Raw genomic sequence first — 16155 nt, 5'->3', positions numbered from 1 at the left:
ATTTTAAACATTGGCATTGTCCGGCATTAGGGAGGGCGATTGATAACCTGTCTTACGCTGCATCAGCGCATATACCTGCGGTAATATAAGCAGGGCGGCAAGTGTGGAAGCTATCAGTCCGCCGATTACGGCGCGTCCCAGCGGTGCCGTCTGATCTCCTGCTTCCCCAAGGCCGCTGGCCATCGGGATCATCCCTGCGATCATGGCCAGGCTGGTCATCAGGATAGGACGTAGCCTTATACCGGCGCTCACGATGGCTGCTTTCCGCGCATCGCGGTATTCCACCCGGAGTTTTTCCGCGTTGGTAACGATCAGGATGGCATTGGCCACCGATACGCCGGTCGACATGATCATGCCCATATAAGATTGCAGGTTGAGTGTAGCGCCGGTGAGTAACAGGGCGATCAGTGCACCGGCGATTACTGCCGGGATGGTAGTGAGTACCACCAGCGATAATTTGAACGATTGATAATTGGCCGCCAGCAACAGGAAGATAACTGCTACCGCTATCATCAGCCCGTTTTGCAGGCTGTTCAACGTTTCCACCAGGAGGCTTGATGCGCCTTTCAATTCTGTGATCAATCCCTTTGGCGGTGTGCCGGTTTCCTGAATCGCCTGTTGCACGGCGGCCGTGGCAGCACCGAGATCTTTGCCCGAAATATTGGCGCTAACGGTAACGAATCTACGCGGACCGGAGCGGTCATATTCCCCTGGCATTTCCGTTTGGGAAAAAGTGGCTACATCTGCCAGTACTGGTCTGGGCTGGCCTTTCACCAGCGGGATCTCTTTCAGGTCGTTTAAGGCTGTCATGTTGTACTCCGGCACCTGCACCTGTACCTGGTAGGTATATGCCACCTTTTCATCGAGCCATTGATTTTTTTCCGTAAAGCGGCTGGAGGACGTGGATGCTGTAACAGAACGCGCCACCTGGTAAATGTTCAAACCCATCTGTGCCAGTTTAAGACGATCAATGTGAATGCTGATCACCGGGAAATGCAGTGGCTGCGCAATTTGTACATCCCGCAGGAAAGGAATGTCGCGCAGCTTATCTACCAGTTGTTGTGCATACGCGGAAATCTGTTTCATATCCTTCCCTGCCACCCTTACTTCTATCGGCGTGGCTGCTCCCTGGCTCATAATTTTTTCCGTGAGATCTATCGGCTCAAAGGACAACCGCATCTCCGGTATTTTCGCCGTGATGTTCTGCCGGAGCTGATCTTTCAGCATCTCGATATTTACTTTGTAATTTTCCTCCAGGTTCACCTGCAATACCGCCTCATGGGTGCCGCTGTTAAAAATATAGAGGTTACTGGTACCATAGCTGCTGGGAATTAATCCCACGTAAGCGGAGCTGATGGCCACATGCCCTTCCACGGTACTGTCCACTACTGCCAGCACTTCATGCAGTGCGCTTTCCGTGCGCTCCAGGCGGGTACCATCGGGCATGCGTAAACGAAGCTGGAACTGCCCGGCGTTGATGTGGGGCATGAGGTCCTTCCCTATCCATACGTAGCAACCACCAGCCAATAGCAGGGAACCAATGATATAAACGGTTACGACTATACGGGATTTATTCATACCGCTTTCCAGGACCTGCATAAAGCCCTGTTTAAAGCGTTCGAAGCCGGTTGCTTTTTCCGGATGCTGCACCGCCTGCTGCAGATGATCGTTTACTTCGTTTATTTCTTCCGCATCCAGCGCCAGGCCGGCATGGGCATGGTGTTGGTATTTATCAGCCTTCAGCCACCAGTTGGCGATAACCGGCACCAATGTTTGCGCTGCGAAATAGGAAGCCACCATAGCAAAGCCGATAGACAACGACAGTGGCAGGAACATGGCACGTGGCACCCCGGTCATAATAAATGAAGGCGCAAATACTGCCAGGATGCAAAGCAGGATGAGCAACAGCGGGAATGCAATTTCTTCGCATGCATCATAAATTGCCAGCCGTTTGGACTTCCCCATTTCCAGGTGCTGATGGATATTTTCGATAGTCACCGTGGCCTGGTCCACCAGAATACCGATGGCCAGTGCAAGGCCGCTCAGCGTCATGATGTTGATGGTTTGCCCTGCCAGCTTCAGTCCCATTACAGCGCATAGCACTGCTACCGGGATGGTAACCACTACCACCAGACAACTACGCAGGTCACGCAGGAACAGGAGTACCATCAGCCCGGTGAGCAATGCGCCCAGCGTACCCTCTGTGATCAGGCTTTTCACGGCATTGATCACGAACACCGACTGGTCAAATTCGTACGATACCTTTACATCATCCGGCAGCAGGCTTTGCATTTCCGGGATTTTGGATTTCAGTGTTTTCACTACGTCCCAGGTGGAGGCATCGGCTGTTTTTACCACAGGGATATATACCGAGCGTTTGCCATTAACCAATGCATAATCCACGGTTACATCCGTAGCATCGGCTACACGGGCTATGTCGCGTACGAACACGTTGTTGTTGCCATTGGTAACAATGGGAATATCACCAAAGTCCGCCACCTCTTTTTCGAGGGAATTGATGGTGGTCACAAACATGGTATTGATGATACGGATGTTCCCTGAGGGCGTCATCACATTATTTTTCGCAATGGCTTCCACTACTTCATCGGCGCTGAGGTTAAAGCTGCGCAGCTTTTGCGGATCAACATTTATGATCACCGACCGGGAGTTAGCGCCAAAGGGTGGCGGCGCCGACAGTCCGGGTACAGATGCAAACATAGGCCGGATGCGGGTAGCGGCCAGATCATAAATTTCCTTCAGCGACTTTTTAGGGCTGCTGAACACCAGCTCTCCCACCGGCAGCGACGATGCATCGAAACGCATGACCTGCGGCGGCAAGGCTCCCGGCGGAAAAAACTTCATGGCGCGGTTCACCTGTAACGCCACCTGGGCGGAAGCTTCCGCCATATCTGTGTTTTCATAAAAGGTGAGCTTTAGTAACGTTAACCCCTGTATGTTTTTGGTAGAAATACTTTTTACGCCATTTACATACAGGAACTGATCCTGCAGGCGGGTGGCAAAGAACCCTTCCATTTGCTGCGGCGACATTCCTCCGTATGGCTCTATCACGTAGATAGTTGGCAGGTTCAGTTTCGGGAATATATCGATGGGTATATTGAAGATGGACAGCAACGAAAAAAGCAGTAGTCCGCCGGTGATTACCACCACCGCAATGGGCTTCTTCAGTGCCGAAGATACAAATGACATAATGAATAGCGTTTAATTCAGATCAGGTAAAAGTTGTGAAATAGTATTGCCGGCATAAGCAGCACGGAACAGTGCTTTCCAGGCTGCATCCTGTGTTTGTACCAGGTCTGTTTCCGCGCGGTTCAAAACAAATAAAGCAGTAGTGACATCAATAATATTGGTGAGACCACCTTTATACAACGCCATTTTTTGCCGGGCTGCAGCCCGTGCAGCTGCCAGTTGCAAAGGCAGTTCCTGTAGTTTCTCGCGCGAAGTTTGAATATCCGACTGCGCCTGTTGCAGTAACCCACTGAGCGCAGTGCGGGTGGTAGCCAGTTGTTGCGCGGCTGCTTCCGAGCGGTATTGCTGCACAGCAACTTTTTCGTGTGTGCGTTTCAGGTCTGTAAGATTATATGTGATGCCCAATCCGAATAAATAGTTGTACCTGCCGTACCCGAGGCCACTCCACAGGTTTTTATCATATACATCATTGAATGATCCGCTGGAGCCGCGCATCCAGCCTGCTGCCATCAGGTTTACTTTGGGCAGCCTTGCTTTGCGGATTACCTCAGCGGCGGCGCGTTGTTGTTCGTATACCGCATGATAATAAGCCAGCATGGGATGGGCGGCCAGGCTGTCCGGCGCTTCGCTGCCCAGCAACACCCGCAGGCGTTTGTTGTTAATGGTATCGGGCAGTATCAGCGCCGTATCGAGTCCGGTGAAAACACTAAGCTGAATGCGCACCTGGTTATAGTTGTTTTTTATATCGAGCAGGGTGAGTCTTGCTTTCGACAATTCTGCGGCAGCTATGGCGCTGTCGACTCCGGGTTTGAGGCCATGCAGCACGGTAGCCGTTACTGCCTTCAGCACTTCTGCATTACGCCGGATATTGTCTGATGCTATTTGCTGCAAGGCATACAGCCGGAGCAGTTCCAGGTAATTTTGAATAACGGATACCGTTAGCTGGTTGGCCGTATTATTCAGATCTGTTTGCTGCACTTTAAGTGATTGTGCCGCTTCTTTCTGTTCACTGCCGTAGGCGCCAAAGTTATAGATCTCCCACTGCATAGCGGCCATTGCGATATTGCCGCTCATTAAGGCACTGTTATTTTCCGGGCGGATCCCCCCGGAAGTGGAGGGAATCATTCCCATGGTGAAATAAGATCCGTATATGCTGTTGTCTGTGCCGGCATCTACCTGCTCGTGCAGTTTTATGGCCGGGTACCAATTATGCTTAATATCTGTAAGGCTTGCCTGTCCGGCGTTTACCTGGGCCTGTTTGGCCTTTATAGCGGGGTAATGTGCAAGTGTAAGCGCAATGGCCCGCTGCAGCGAAAAGCTATCCGCTGCAGATTGTGCGAACAAAGAAGTGAAGGGGAAAATACATAGCAACCACCAACACCACTTCTTCGCGATCATATGTAAGTTCATAAATCGCTAAAAAAGAAAATGAAATAAATAAAAGATAAACGGGTTATCAGGCGGCAGGCGGGCCTCTCCAGCTTCTTAGCGGTGTGGGTACGCTGAGGTAAGGATTGAAATAATATCCTTTGAGGGTTTTGTCTACATAAATAAACCGGGTAGTAACGGCGGACAATAAAAGGGGACAAACCTTTTCGTGACCGTAGCTGTCGTTGATACCAACAGGGCGGCGTTTGAACCGGTTAACCGTAGTGCGGAACCGCGGTGCTTTCTCCGCCGCTTTAAAGGCGATGCCGGTGGTCAGGTGAATATTATCCGTGCCTTTTACCTGTATTTTCCAGGGCTGCCCCTGCACCTGTGGCAGGAACATCACCGCAATCAATACATAAAATAAATGCCGGAATAATTTCATGTGGTATACTGTAATGAATGTACTAAGGTATTTAAAAGTGCCTGCTTTGACAGCGCCTCGTATTTTTTTAACCGGATTTTAATGTCCTAAAAAAAACAGATCAGACAGAGTTCTTCCATTTTCAACAGGGCATTGGCGAGGCGAAAGTCCTGCATATTAAGGCAGGTGAAGGATTGATATTCATCCAGACTGGTACCGGCTGCCACTATTTTCAATTCATGTTCATCCAGCTGGTCATTTACAAAATCCAGCACGCCTTTGGCAAAATCTTCTGCGCCAATGATGGCTTCAAAATCATCTGCATCCGGTGCTTTCAGCATAATACCAGCCTGTTGCAATGGCCTGAGCCCATTCAGCGCAATGATACCGCTTTCTGCAAATTGCTGCCACTCAAATTCCACCACGTTGCCGGTGGCGGATAGCGCAGCATATAATTCTTCCCATATGGCCGTGGCATTTGGCAGCACGATGTCCGGCAAATGACTGATCTGGTCTTCCGCATCATCTTCATTAAAGATATCCAGGTACAGCTGTGCCAGCGGTTCGCGGGCATTTGAAAGACCGTGAAGGTTTTCGAGCATCTTTAGTTCGTGCATGAGATCAGACCAGCGGAGCAATAGCTCTTCTTCATCTTCCTCATTCATCTCATCTGGGATGAGCACTGCTTTATCGTGCAACTTATAATTATCGAGTCTGTTTTTCCTGATGTGCAGTCCCGGCGTATCAAAAGAAAGTTCATAGGAAGCACAGTTCAGGAAGGCGGTACCAATAAGCACCTTATCTACAAAAATTTCATGCACCACACTTTCTTTGGTATCTATGTGCGAGTAGCCACTCTCCTTTCCATAGGTTTGTGTTAACCAGTTAAAATCTTCGCGTGAAATAGCAGGCATCTGTTCTGGCATAAAAATTAGTCGGTGAAAGACAAAAGTAATTAAATTACGTACGGGATGTACCCGCGATAGGTATCAATAAAAAAATTATTATGGAAAAACGGAAACTGGGACAATCCGGGCTATTAGTAGCCCCACTGGCCTTTGGCGGCAATGTATTCGGCTGGTCGGCCAATGAATCCACTTCTTTCTCACTACTGGACGAATTTACGGCAAATGGGTTCAACCTTATAGATACGGCGGATGTATACTCGCGCTGGGTACCGGGCAATTCGGGAGGTGAATCTGAAACTATAATTGGTAAGTGGATGCGCGACCGAGGTAATCGCGACAAAGTAGTGGTGGCCACCAAAGCCGGCGGTGATATGGGTGAAGGCAAAAATGTGACCAGGGCCTATATCCTCAAAGCCGCAGAGGCTTCCCTAAAGCGCCTGCAAACAGACTATATAGACCTTTACCAAACGCATTTCGATAACGAAGCCACTCCTGTGGAAGAAGCGCTGGCCGCTTATGATACGTTGATAAAAGCCGGCAAGGTAAGGGCTATCGGCACTTCCAATATGAGTGCCGCCCGCCTGCTGGAAAGCCTGGAAGCCAGTAAGCAAAACGGCTGGCCGCGGTACGAAACATTCCAACCGGAATACAACCTGTACGACCGCAAAAAATATGAGCAGCAGTATGCAAAGATCTGTGAAGAACAGCATCTCAGCGTGATCAATTATTATTCGCTGGCCAGTGGTTTCCTGACGGGCAAATACCGGACGGCGGCCGACACGGGCAAAAGCACCGCCCGTGGCCAGAAAGCGTTGAGCTATCTTAATGAAAGGGGGCTTCATATCCTGGCGGCATTGGACCAGGTAGCGGCCCAGTATCACTCTACACCAGCCGGTGTGGCGCTGGCATGGCTGCTTACACGCCCTGCAGTGGCGGCGCCTATTGCCAGTGCTACCAGTAAAGAACAATTGCATGAACTGATGAATGGCGTGCAGCTGCAGCTGGATTCAGCAGCAGTGGCGTTACTCGACAAAGCAAGTGCATAAAAAAAGAGGAGGTTAAATGGCCTCCCTTTTTTATGTTATTTATGATCACAAATTAAATTTCAATCCTACATTCAATCCCAGTCCCCCGATATTGATATAGGATTTCAGGTCGTTGCCCGGCTTATTATCATCTTTATAAATCACTTTGGTGCCCTGCTGGTTTACCGGCGTATTGGAGCCCTGATCCAGCGTAGTTACGTATTTCGTATTCTTTTCCGCTACCGACAAATCGTTAATATTACGGCCTGGCAAGGATTGTATCACCGCGCCGGTGGAACCATTGATGAGGGTATTGGTTTCATTGTACTCAGTAATTTCTTTCTCTTTACTGCGCACCGGCACATTCTTGTATTCCGTTTCCACGAAAACATCAAAGCGGGGTGACACTGTAAATGATACACCGAATGCTCCCTGGAAACCGACAGTAGGATTAGGTTTGATTTCTTCTTTCCTGCTGATATTGGTAACTACCTGCGTACCTGTAGGAATACCGGCGGGGCTTGACACCTGGGTAGCATCCGTTTCAATATAGAGGCGGCCCCATAACGGAACGATTACACCAAAGCGCACATAGGGGTTTACTTTTTCAAAGCCCGGACTTACCACCAGACTGGGTGCAAAATCTATTGCGTTCACATGTCCATGCGACTCCACATGTCCCAGTTCCCTGCCAGAACCGGCCAGGGTAGTCCGCTGACGGGTCATCAGGTTTTTCTTGCTGTGGAAATAATTAAAGGTTCCTTCTACCGCAAAATATTTATTGATGTTATAGCCAACGGAAAGTCCTCCCCTGAAACCTTCTCCGTAAGAACCGGTGAGCACCTTCCGGCTAATCGTATCCATACCGGAAGCCGGGTTAAACTCTGTGTGCAGATCCTGCGGAGGATACGGGCCAACATTGGGAAACTGCCCCGGCGATACGCTGAAAAAATATCCACCGGTAACTTTGAGATAAAATTTGGAATGTGAAGAAGATTGGGTGCTGGAATTGTCCTGGGCCTGGGTGCTGTGGGTAACAATCAAAAGCACGGCAACTGCTCCTAGCAGGAATAGATTTTTCATATGCAATGGTTTTGGAGTATGGTATTTAATCTATTGAAAGTTAACAAATTATTACCACATAACCATCACCATTGCACTGCATTAGAACGCTTCCGCCAGAGACAGATACAATCCTTTTTGCCTGGATTCACCGCTGCGCTTCTCTCCAACGGCGTAGTCTATACGAATAGTGAGTCTTGCATTTTCGTCGTAGAAGTAACGGATCCCTGCGCCATAGCTTGGTTTAAATCCGTCGAAACGGAAATCACGATTGGCGAACACGGTACCGGTGCCGGCAAATGCTGCCAGTGCAAATTTTGGTTTGATATCCACAAACCAGATATGGATGCGCATTTTAGGATCAACGAGATAGCGATATTCCGCTTGTCCGGCCAGGTAATTCTGGTTGCGGTATCTCCCGGTGTAATAGCCGCGCATGATGAGGTCGTTCCCCATTTCCGGCAGCAGGTAAAAGGGCAGTTCATTCCCCTGCAAACTGTTGAAGATGCCATTAAAGCCAAGTGTGCTTTTGCGGGAGATGGACAGGAAATGTGATCCTTGTGCTTCTATTTTGAATAGCGGATGTTTGCTTAAAAAAGAAGGTGCGTATGCCAGGTTGAGTTTCAGCCATGAACCGCGGCGGGCAAAATTTTCATTATCGCGGTTATCGAAGATACCTGTGAGTCCGAGAAAGGTAACATATCCTCCTTCTTTATCGGTAAGCGGCATGGTGGTATAAATGCCTTTACTATCGCCGCTGCTGTAGGTATCGTGCTGGTATAATATGGAGGCGCCTGCATAAAAATGTCCGCTGATGCGGCGTTCCCCTTCCACCTGTACTTTATAGCGGCTATTGTTTACCAGCGACCGGTTATCGTAATGGGTGGTATCACCGATACCAAAGAAATAAAGCGGGTAGTTATGATACCGGAGATTGCTTTTGAAATGCCAGGTATTGCTGCGGGTCCAGATATTTGCTTTCAGGTCTATCTTGTACTGGCTTTCCGTGGTGATCGCGGGGATCAGGTTGAGCGTGGAGTTACGGGTAGCCCTGTCTGGATTCTTATTATCCGTATAAAACGAATACAACATGGCGGCGCCGATTTCCAGCCCTTTTTCCTGGGAGTAGCCGAGCACCGGCAATGGAAAGAAGCTCCGTTTACGTAACCATACGCTATCGTATAGCCCTTCCCGTGAAGAAGAAGGGGTTGTGGTAGTGCTATCCTGCTGAGCCTTTGCGCCTATTGCTAATAAAAGTGATAAAGCCGTGATATGGAGGTTTTTACGCATAGGCTGCAAATGTAAAGATTTTAGCGGAGTGCACGCCTTCGGCGTGGGAAATTGTCTTGGAGCACTGATTACGCTGATTATACTGATTTTTCGGAATTTGTTTTTTTGATTTTTATTTTGATTTCATTTGTACTGATTAAGAGAAATATAAGCGATCCGCATATATCTCTCCTAATCATTATAAAATCCCAAAAAATCAAATCCAGAAATCAGTATAATCAGCGTAATCAGTGCTCCAAGACAATTTCCCCACGCCGAAGGCGTGCGCTACGGCCGGTCCGAATGCCCGAGGCTCTTTTCAGGACTCACGTGATCCCTTACCAGCTGCTTGAGGAATTTTATTTCAGGGAAATGCCCGCTTTCCTTGCGGTCGAAGATCTTTTCTTCGCCAAGCCAGATAATATAGGAGCCCCCTGTTTCGCTGGGGCGGAGGGTAACGCCTCCCAGTTCGTCTGTGAAGGTAGTCAGCAGTTCCTGGGCCATATAGGCGGCCCGGAGTAACCAGCCGCATTTCGGACAGTATTCTATGGTAATGAGCGGTTTCATTGCTATTAATCTTTCGGGAAAGATACAACCTAATTGATTTATGGCGGGCATAACACTAAATTCATGCTCCCATTCCTCACTTTTTTCCCAACTTACTTTGAATCGTGGCACATTATCTTTAATTTTAACCTATATTAAAGTGGACCGCCCCCGAATCGCTCCACTCTGTCACTGCCAACAATATTAAATATGCTGCCGGCCAGTCCTTTGAAGAAGAGCGTTTTAATCCCATTATGTCTGATTTTGCTGTCGCCTGCGGTAACAGCGCAACAGCTTATCCACGACAGCCTACTGGCAGTACTACACTCCCATTCACAAAACGATACCGCCCGTGTAAACCTGCTGAACCAGGTAGCCAGGACTTATTTTACTATAAATGCCCCTACTGCAGCGAAGTATGGCGCCGAAGCGCTCCGGTTAAGCGACAGTCTTCATTATACCAAAGGAAAAATATGGGCCTGGCGCAACCTTGCCCTCGTGGAAAATACCAAAGGACACCTGGATCAGCAGATGCAGCTGACCCTCAACGCCCTGAAACTGGCAGAAGTCCTCGGCGACTCTTACACCCTCGGAGTACTCAATAATGATGTGGGGAATATTTTCACAGAACTGAATACGCCCAGGGACGCACTCATTTACCTGAAAAAGGCCCTGGCTATAAAGCTGAAAAGAAACGAAAAAACGGAGATCGCCAAGACCCTGAATAATATCGGCTCTGCTTATATCTCCCTGAAAATACCAGATTCCGCTATGCTGTTCCTGGAGAAGGCCGAGAAAATAAAGCTGGAACTGCACGATCAGCGCGGCCTGGCCTATACCTATGAGAACATGGGCATTGTTGCGATGCTTCAGCACCGGTATAACGATGCACTGCGCTATCACCAGTTCTCCAATACCTACTACCAGGAGGCCGGCAATTTGCCCGGTGTGGTGAAGTCGAGCCTGAACCTGGCTGAAATTCAAACTATGCAGGGCGATCTGAAAGGCGCTGCCAAAAACCTGGAAAAAGCAAAGTTATTAAATGATACCCTGGGTAATGTAAAAAACGAGATGATTTATTACAAGATCCGCTATGAGCTGGATTCTGCCCGGAATGATTATGCCGCTGCCTTTGCGAGTTACAAGGAATACAGCAACCGTAACATCGACTTTTTCAATGCTGAAAAAGGCCGGCTGATATCCCGCTCACAGGAAAAATATGAATCTGAAAAGAAGCAACGCGAAAATATTTTATTGAAGAAAGAACAACACATGCACCTCGCTACCATTCAGCAACAGCGGGTGCTGGTGCTGTCGGCCGGGGCGCTTTTCCTGGCGTTGTTGCTGATTACGGTAATGGTGTACCGGCTTTATAAAAGGCAACAGGAACTGTATCTGGAACTGAATAACAAGAACCGGGAAGTATCCATGCAGAACCGCATTATCCTGGAGCAAAACGCCACCCTGGAAAATCTTAACCAGGTAAAGGATAAAATATTTTCGGTCATTTCGCACGACCTCCGTTCCCCGCTGGCCATCCTGGAAGGACTACTCTTTTTGCTGAAAGATGAGAAAATTGATGCGGCACAGTTCCGCATTTATACCGACGAATTATGGAGGGACGTAAAAAATACGGCCTATATGATGGACAATATGCTGCAATGGGCCAGCAACCAGATGAAAGGCATTGGTGTAAAAGCCGACGACTTTGACGTCACCTTATTATTAAACCGCGAATTTGAGCTGTTGCAAACCCTTGCCCGGCAGAAAGAAGTGAAGCTGTCGCACGAACTGAATAAGAGCATTATGGTATACGCCGACCCAGATATGATCAGGCTGGTAATGCGTAACCTGATCAATAACGCCATTAAATTCACCCCTTCCGGCGGTGAAGTAATGATTACCGCCACACATGACGGCGAACAGGCGGAAATTACGGTAAAAGACAATGGTACCGGTATTCCTGTGGAAAACCAGCACCGCATTTTCTCCAACATCTACTACTCTACCAGCGGTACCCAGAACGAAAAAGGCTGCGGGCTGGGGCTGCATCTTTCCAAAGACTTTGTAGAACGCAACCAGGGACAGATCTGGTTTAACAGTATGCCCGGCAACGGCAGCAGTTTCTCGTTTACCATCCCTTTGTCCGAAGAACCGGAGACTAACCCGCTGGCCTATACGGTAGTGGTACAGGATCATCCGCTCAGCGGTGTGAGTGTGCTGAGGCGCTAACTATCCCAACCGGAAAGCTGTGGTGTGCTTGATTTCCGTCATCACAAAAGAGCTGTGCACCTGCCCGATGTTTTCAATGGCCGCCAGTTTATTCGTCAGAAAATACTGATAGCTGCGCATATCGTTTACCACTACTTTCAGCAGGTAATCGTACGTGCCCGCTACATGATAACACTCCATCACCTCTTCCATTTTTGCAATAGCAGTTTCAAATTTCTTTATCAGCGGCTGTGAATGCAACTGCAATGATACATTACAATATGCCGCGAGCGTTTTGCCTGCTTTATCGCCATGCAGCAGGGTTACATAGCTTTTGATCACCCCGCTTTTTTCTATTTTCTTCAGCCGTTCGTAGGTGGGAGTAACGGAGAGCCCTATACGGTGTGCAATTTCTTTGGTGTTCAGACGTGCATCGGCCTGGAGGGCGTCCAGTATTTTCCGGTCTGTTTTATCCAGTGTATCCATGGCAGTTATATTTTTCTTTTAAAAGATGTCCGGCGGTTGCCCGGTAGTGCTATTTATCTTACAAAGACTTAAAAGTAGTATATATTTTCTAATTCAATCTCTATTCCAGTTCAATCAGAATTACCAATATGTACTTTTACAGCATCATACACCTGTAAAATACGATTATGAAAGAGTACCGGCTGGCCGCAGCAGATGCTGCAGCGCTGAATGAACTGTTAGCGCAGGTACAAACGCGTACCAGGGATTTCCTGGGATATCCTGTGTCCAAAGATTTTGATTATAGTCCACTCCTGCCCTTTTTACAATATCCGTTAAATAACCTGGGTGATCCTTTTGTGCCGGCCACTTACGCCGTGGGATCCAGGGAGATGGAGAAATTCGTGGTTTCCTTCTTTGCCGGCCTTTTCCGTGCGCCGGAAGACGACTGGTGGGGGTATGTTACCAACGGAGGTTCCGAGGGCAATTTATACGGCCTGTATCTCGCGCGGGAATTATATCCCAAAGGAATGGTGTATTATTCCGAGGCTACTCATTACAGTGTGCAGAAGAACCTGCACCTGCTCAATATGCCGGGGATTATTATCCGCACATTGCCGAACGGGGAAATAGATTATAACGACCTGGAAAACACCATCCGTATGAACAGGCATCTGCCGGTGATTATGCTGGCGAACATCGGTACCACCATGACGGAAGCGCGGGATGATGTAAAGCGAATCAAAGATATACTGAAGAACCTGGCCATACGCCATCATTATATTCATGCTGATGGGGCGTTGTCCGGCAGCTACAGCGCTTTCCTGGAGCCGAGACCCGCATTTGATTTTGCGGATGGAGCAGACAGCATTGCCATCAGCGGCCACAAATTTATTGGCGCCCCGATTCCCTGCGGGGTTGTGATTGCGAGAAAATCGAACCGCGACAGGATTGCCCGGTCGGTGGCGTATATCGGCAGTATGGACACCACCATTACCGGTTCAAGAAACGGCCATAGTCCGTTATTCCTGTGGTATGCACTGAAAAGCCTGGGCGTGGAAGGTTTGCGGGAAAGGGCCAGGCACAGTTTAACAGTAGCCGCTTACGCAGTGGATCGCCTCAACGAAAACGGCATTCCGGCGTGGCGCAACCCCGATGCTATTACGGTGGTGTTTCCGGATCCTCCCGGAAGCATCCGCCGGAAGTGGCAGCTGGCTTCAGAAAGCGGCTGTTCGCATATCATCTGTATGCCTAATGTAAGTAGGGCGCAGATAGATCAGTTTGTGGAAAGCTTTGTGGAAGCGATGGTACTGGTTTAGCTCACACCTTCGGCGATGGCCATGATTTCTGTGTTGAGCGCCCGCCTGATGAGGCGTTCAACTTCCTTATTGGTTTGCGGCATCAGCAGTTGTACTTTAAACTGTACAAAATCTTTTTTGATCTCCATTGTTTTCAAGGAGAAGCTTTCGGGGGTATAGCTGCGGGAATACGCGTCGATGGCTTGCTTCAGTCGGTCTTCCAGGCCGCGGATGGTAAACGGATGCTTATGATCCAGTTCAAACTCGATGGTGAGTTTACGGATATTTTGTTTGGACTGGTTCAGTACAACCGACGTAAACACTACCGAATTAGGAATAATAACAATATCATCGTCGTCGTTCTGCAATACCAGGTTGATGAGGGTAATATCCATCACCCTTCCTTTGATATCGCCAATGCGTATGTGGTCGCCGAGCGACAACTGATCGGAGAACATAATGATGAGTCCATTGATCATATTGGCGATATAATCTTTCGTGATCAGGGCAATGGCTGCTGCCACGATAGTGATGCTGGTGACAAATTTCAGGGGATTTACGCCAAAAAAGAAGGTGATGGCGAGCAGGAGAAAAATAGTATTTAATACGGAGGAAATGCGGTTGATGCCGAGAATGAAATTGTCTTTTTCGATAGGCCGCTGCCTGTTGCGTCGGCGGGTATACCACGAGAGGATTACCAGCCAGGCCAGGGAGATAACGAGGTTGGCTCCCAGGAAAAAAGAGAGTGCATTGGTAAGCTTAAACAGCCATGTAAATTTATCATATACGGCAGGGTGTTCAAGGTTAAAATAAACAATGCCCAGATATACCAGCAGTTTTACGAGGAATATGATCCTTTCCCTGCGATTAGCGTTCTTATAGGTTTTATCGGTTACCATCATAGCAATTCATACTCGCTTTGCTGCGAAGGTACAACCGTAGTAGTGAAGCAACAAAGCCTTATTTCATTTTATCCAGAATATCTTCCCAGATAATACGGGCAATCTGTTCGGTTTCTACCGTGCGGATGCTTCCCTCAAGGGTATCTTCGTGATCAGCAATAAAGGCTGTACCGTGGGGTTCAAATTCATCGAGCACATGTTCGCTCACATCAGGAATCACTTGAAATGCTGTTTCCAGAGCGCCCTTGTCGATTGTAATAACCAACCCGTAGGGTTTACCTCTAATGATCACAGTAATGCTGTGTTTTTCCATACTTCATAATCCTGCAAGCCATATACCATAAAAAAAGACCGGTGCTATCCAGTCACCGGTCTTTTTGTATATATTAAACGGATAAAACGATCCTGAAAACCCTTTACTTATGCGGTTGCTGCTGATTTTTTACGCGCGGCTGACTTTCTTTTAGGCGCTGCTTTTTTTGCGGTAGATTTTCTGGCCGTTGTTTTTTTAGCAGCTGTTTTTCTTCCGGTAGATTTTTTCGCTGCTGCTTTTCTAGGCGCCGCTTTTTTTGCGGTAGATTTTTTTGCGGTAGATTTTTTCGCTGCCGCTTTTTTGGGTGCTGCTTTTTTTGCAGTGGACTTCCTGGTAGTGGATTTTTTTGCCGCTGCTTTTTTAGGCACCTTCGCTCCTTCTTCGCGGGCTTCGGATAAGCCTATTGCGATAGCTTGCTTAGGATTCGTAACTTTCTTTTTGCTTCTTCCGCTCTTCAGTTTTCCTTCATGCATTTCGTGCATACTTTTCTCTACTTTGTGCTGGGATTCTTTTGAATATTTTGCCATAACAAAAAAATTTAGATGGGTTAAGAAAAGAAATGACATGGTTGCAAAAACAAAATATAAGCCACGGAAAATGAGAGAGTTCCCGATTAAAAACTGTAGAACAGACAATAAAAGTGTGTGGAAAATTCTATGGATTGTGGAATGTATTGCCCCATTTCACATCCCCATGTGCCTCAAATCCGCTACCATCGTGGCTAACCCGTGATGGCACATATCTTGTTCCGGGTTAGCGTAAATGTTTAACTACTATCACTAAAAAAAACCTCAGGATTATGGAAGACATCAGATATCAAACTGCCACACCGGTTAACCATGTTTCGGAAAAGAACTCTGATCAGAAGAGTAAACACAGTAAACGCGGATTCGCTTCTATGGACCCTGAACAGCAACGTGCCATTTCAAGAGAAGGAGGAAAAGCTGCACACCAGCAAGGTGTTGCCCACAAATTCACTTCTGAGGAAGCCCGTGCTGCAGGTAAAAAAGGCGGTGAAGCCGTTAGCAGAAATCGTGAACACATGGCCGCTATTGGCCGTAAAGGCGGAACCAACCGCGGAAAAAAGAAAAGTAGCGTTGAAAGTGATAATCAGCAATAACCCGACCACCGGGTTATTGCATCGTATAAGGGGCCGC

General features: G+C 48.1%; 15 protein-coding genes. 4 read left to right on the top strand and 11 right to left on the bottom strand.

What is annotated here, in order from left to right; translation table 11 throughout:
- Window positions 1-3 precede the first annotated feature (3 nt).
- The 4 genes from QFZ51_RS18530 to QFZ51_RS18515 all read right to left on the bottom strand — a co-directional run bounded on the left by QFZ51_RS18530 (window position 4) and on the right by QFZ51_RS18515 (window position 5925).
- Window positions 4-3207, bottom strand: a complete 3204-nt coding sequence (locus QFZ51_RS18530) for an efflux RND transporter permease subunit (RefSeq protein WP_429047889.1) — start codon at window positions 3205-3207, stop codon at window positions 4-6.
- Window positions 3208-3219: 12 nt separating this feature from the next.
- On the bottom strand, window positions 3220-4617 hold the full coding sequence (locus QFZ51_RS18525; RefSeq protein WP_429047886.1) for a TolC family protein: 1398 nt from the start codon (window positions 4615-4617) through the stop codon (window positions 3220-3222).
- Between the two features lie 46 nt (window positions 4618-4663).
- Complete coding sequence (locus QFZ51_RS18520; RefSeq protein ID WP_429047885.1) at window positions 4664-5020, bottom strand: hypothetical protein; 357 nt, start codon at window positions 5018-5020, stop codon at window positions 4664-4666.
- Window positions 5021-5106: 86 nt separating this feature from the next.
- Window positions 5107-5925 (bottom strand): DUF6630 family protein, encoded by an 819-nt coding sequence (locus tag QFZ51_RS18515; RefSeq protein ID WP_429047883.1) that lies wholly within the window; start codon window positions 5923-5925, stop codon window positions 5107-5109.
- Window positions 5926-6005: 80 nt separating this feature from the next.
- Here QFZ51_RS18515 and QFZ51_RS18510 point away from each other — a divergent pair, with 80 nt between their 5' ends.
- Window positions 6006-6953, top strand: coding sequence for an aldo/keto reductase (locus tag QFZ51_RS18510; RefSeq protein ID WP_429047882.1), 948 nt, complete (start codon window positions 6006-6008; stop codon window positions 6951-6953).
- 45 nt (window positions 6954-6998) lie between these two features.
- Here the strand turns inward: QFZ51_RS18510 and QFZ51_RS18505 are convergent, their stop codons facing one another.
- The 3 genes from QFZ51_RS18505 to QFZ51_RS18495 form a co-directional block, all read right to left on the bottom strand.
- Entirely contained in the window at window positions 6999-8015 is a 1017-nt protein-coding gene (locus QFZ51_RS18505; protein WP_429047880.1) for an outer membrane beta-barrel protein, read from the bottom strand.
- 81 nt (window positions 8016-8096) lie between these two features.
- Window positions 8097-9284, bottom strand: coding sequence for a hypothetical protein (locus QFZ51_RS18500; protein WP_429047879.1), 1188 nt, complete (start codon window positions 9282-9284; stop codon window positions 8097-8099).
- A gap of 267 nt (window positions 9285-9551) precedes the next feature.
- Window positions 9552-9830, bottom strand: a complete 279-nt coding sequence (locus tag QFZ51_RS18495) for a SelT/SelW/SelH family protein (RefSeq protein WP_429047877.1) — start codon at window positions 9828-9830, stop codon at window positions 9552-9554.
- A 243-nt stretch (window positions 9831-10073) separates the two neighbouring features.
- Between QFZ51_RS18495 and QFZ51_RS18490 the strand changes: the two genes are divergently transcribed.
- Window positions 10074-12041, top strand: coding sequence for a tetratricopeptide repeat-containing sensor histidine kinase (locus QFZ51_RS18490; protein ID WP_429047875.1), 1968 nt, complete (start codon window positions 10074-10076; stop codon window positions 12039-12041).
- Here QFZ51_RS18490 and QFZ51_RS18485 read toward each other — a convergent pair whose 3' ends face one another.
- Window positions 12042-12506 (bottom strand): Lrp/AsnC family transcriptional regulator, encoded by a 465-nt coding sequence (locus tag QFZ51_RS18485; RefSeq protein WP_429047873.1) that lies wholly within the window; start codon window positions 12504-12506, stop codon window positions 12042-12044.
- Window positions 12507-12673: 167 nt separating this feature from the next.
- On the opposite strand from QFZ51_RS18485, the gene QFZ51_RS18480 reads away from it, so the two are divergent.
- Window positions 12674-13804, top strand: coding sequence for a histidine decarboxylase (locus tag QFZ51_RS18480; RefSeq protein WP_429047871.1), 1131 nt, complete (start codon window positions 12674-12676; stop codon window positions 13802-13804).
- On the opposite strand, the gene QFZ51_RS18475 is transcribed toward QFZ51_RS18480, so the two are convergent.
- The 3 genes from QFZ51_RS18475 to QFZ51_RS18465 all read right to left on the bottom strand — a co-directional run bounded on the left by QFZ51_RS18475 (window position 13801) and on the right by QFZ51_RS18465 (window position 15633).
- Entirely contained in the window at window positions 13801-14685 is an 885-nt protein-coding gene (locus tag QFZ51_RS18475) for a mechanosensitive ion channel family protein (protein WP_429047870.1), read from the bottom strand. The genes QFZ51_RS18480 and QFZ51_RS18475 overlap by 4 nt on opposite strands.
- A 58-nt stretch (window positions 14686-14743) precedes the next feature.
- Complete coding sequence (locus QFZ51_RS18470) at window positions 14744-14998, bottom strand: hypothetical protein (RefSeq protein WP_370913423.1); 255 nt, start codon at window positions 14996-14998, stop codon at window positions 14744-14746.
- A 107-nt stretch (window positions 14999-15105) separates the two neighbouring features.
- A complete protein-coding gene (locus QFZ51_RS18465) occupies window positions 15106-15633 on the bottom strand; it encodes a DUF6496 domain-containing protein (RefSeq protein ID WP_429047869.1) in 528 nt (175 codons plus the stop codon).
- A 164-nt stretch (window positions 15634-15797) separates the two neighbouring features.
- Here QFZ51_RS18465 and QFZ51_RS18460 point away from each other — a divergent pair, with 164 nt between their 5' ends.
- A complete protein-coding gene (locus tag QFZ51_RS18460; protein WP_429047867.1) occupies window positions 15798-16118 on the top strand; it encodes a KGG domain-containing protein in 321 nt (106 codons plus the stop codon).
- Window positions 16119-16155 lie beyond the last annotated feature (37 nt).

Source organism: Chitinophaga sp. W3I9, assembly GCF_050434025.1.
Lineage (GTDB): Bacteria > Bacteroidota > Bacteroidia > Chitinophagales > Chitinophagaceae > Chitinophaga.
Note: the sequence above shows the minus strand (reverse complement) of the source record. Positions and strands in the feature narration are given on the sequence as shown.

What these genes read in the sequence shown, in the direction of transcription:
- QFZ51_RS18530 (WP_429047889.1), bottom strand. Translation starts at nt 3,207, where the DNA reads ATGTCATTTGTATCTTCGGCACTGAAGAAGCCCATTGCGGTGGTGGTA.
- QFZ51_RS18525 (WP_429047886.1), bottom strand. Translation starts at nt 4,617, where the DNA reads ATGAACTTACATATGATCGCGAAGAAGTGGTGTTGGTGGTTGCTATGT.
- QFZ51_RS18520 (WP_429047885.1), bottom strand. Translation starts at nt 5,020, where the DNA reads ATGAAATTATTCCGGCATTTATTTTATGTATTGATTGCGGTGATGTTC.
- QFZ51_RS18515 (WP_429047883.1), bottom strand. Translation starts at nt 5,925, where the DNA reads ATGCCAGAACAGATGCCTGCTATTTCACGCGAAGATTTTAACTGGTTA.
- QFZ51_RS18510 (WP_429047882.1), top strand. Translation starts at nt 6,006, where the DNA reads ATGGAAAAACGGAAACTGGGACAATCCGGGCTATTAGTAGCCCCACTG.
- QFZ51_RS18505 (WP_429047880.1), bottom strand. Translation starts at nt 8,015, where the DNA reads ATGAAAAATCTATTCCTGCTAGGAGCAGTTGCCGTGCTTTTGATTGTT.
- QFZ51_RS18500 (WP_429047879.1), bottom strand. Translation starts at nt 9,284, where the DNA reads ATGCGTAAAAACCTCCATATCACGGCTTTATCACTTTTATTAGCAATA.
- QFZ51_RS18495 (WP_429047877.1), bottom strand. Translation starts at nt 9,830, where the DNA reads ATGAAACCGCTCATTACCATAGAATACTGTCCGAAATGCGGCTGGTTA.
- QFZ51_RS18485 (WP_429047873.1), bottom strand. Translation starts at nt 12,506, where the DNA reads ATGGATACACTGGATAAAACAGACCGGAAAATACTGGACGCCCTCCAG.
- QFZ51_RS18480 (WP_429047871.1), top strand. Translation starts at nt 12,674, where the DNA reads ATGAAAGAGTACCGGCTGGCCGCAGCAGATGCTGCAGCGCTGAATGAA.
- QFZ51_RS18475 (WP_429047870.1), bottom strand. Translation starts at nt 14,685, where the DNA reads ATGATGGTAACCGATAAAACCTATAAGAACGCTAATCGCAGGGAAAGG.
- QFZ51_RS18470 (WP_370913423.1), bottom strand. Translation starts at nt 14,998, where the DNA reads ATGGAAAAACACAGCATTACTGTGATCATTAGAGGTAAACCCTACGGG.
- QFZ51_RS18460 (WP_429047867.1), top strand. Translation starts at nt 15,798, where the DNA reads ATGGAAGACATCAGATATCAAACTGCCACACCGGTTAACCATGTTTCG.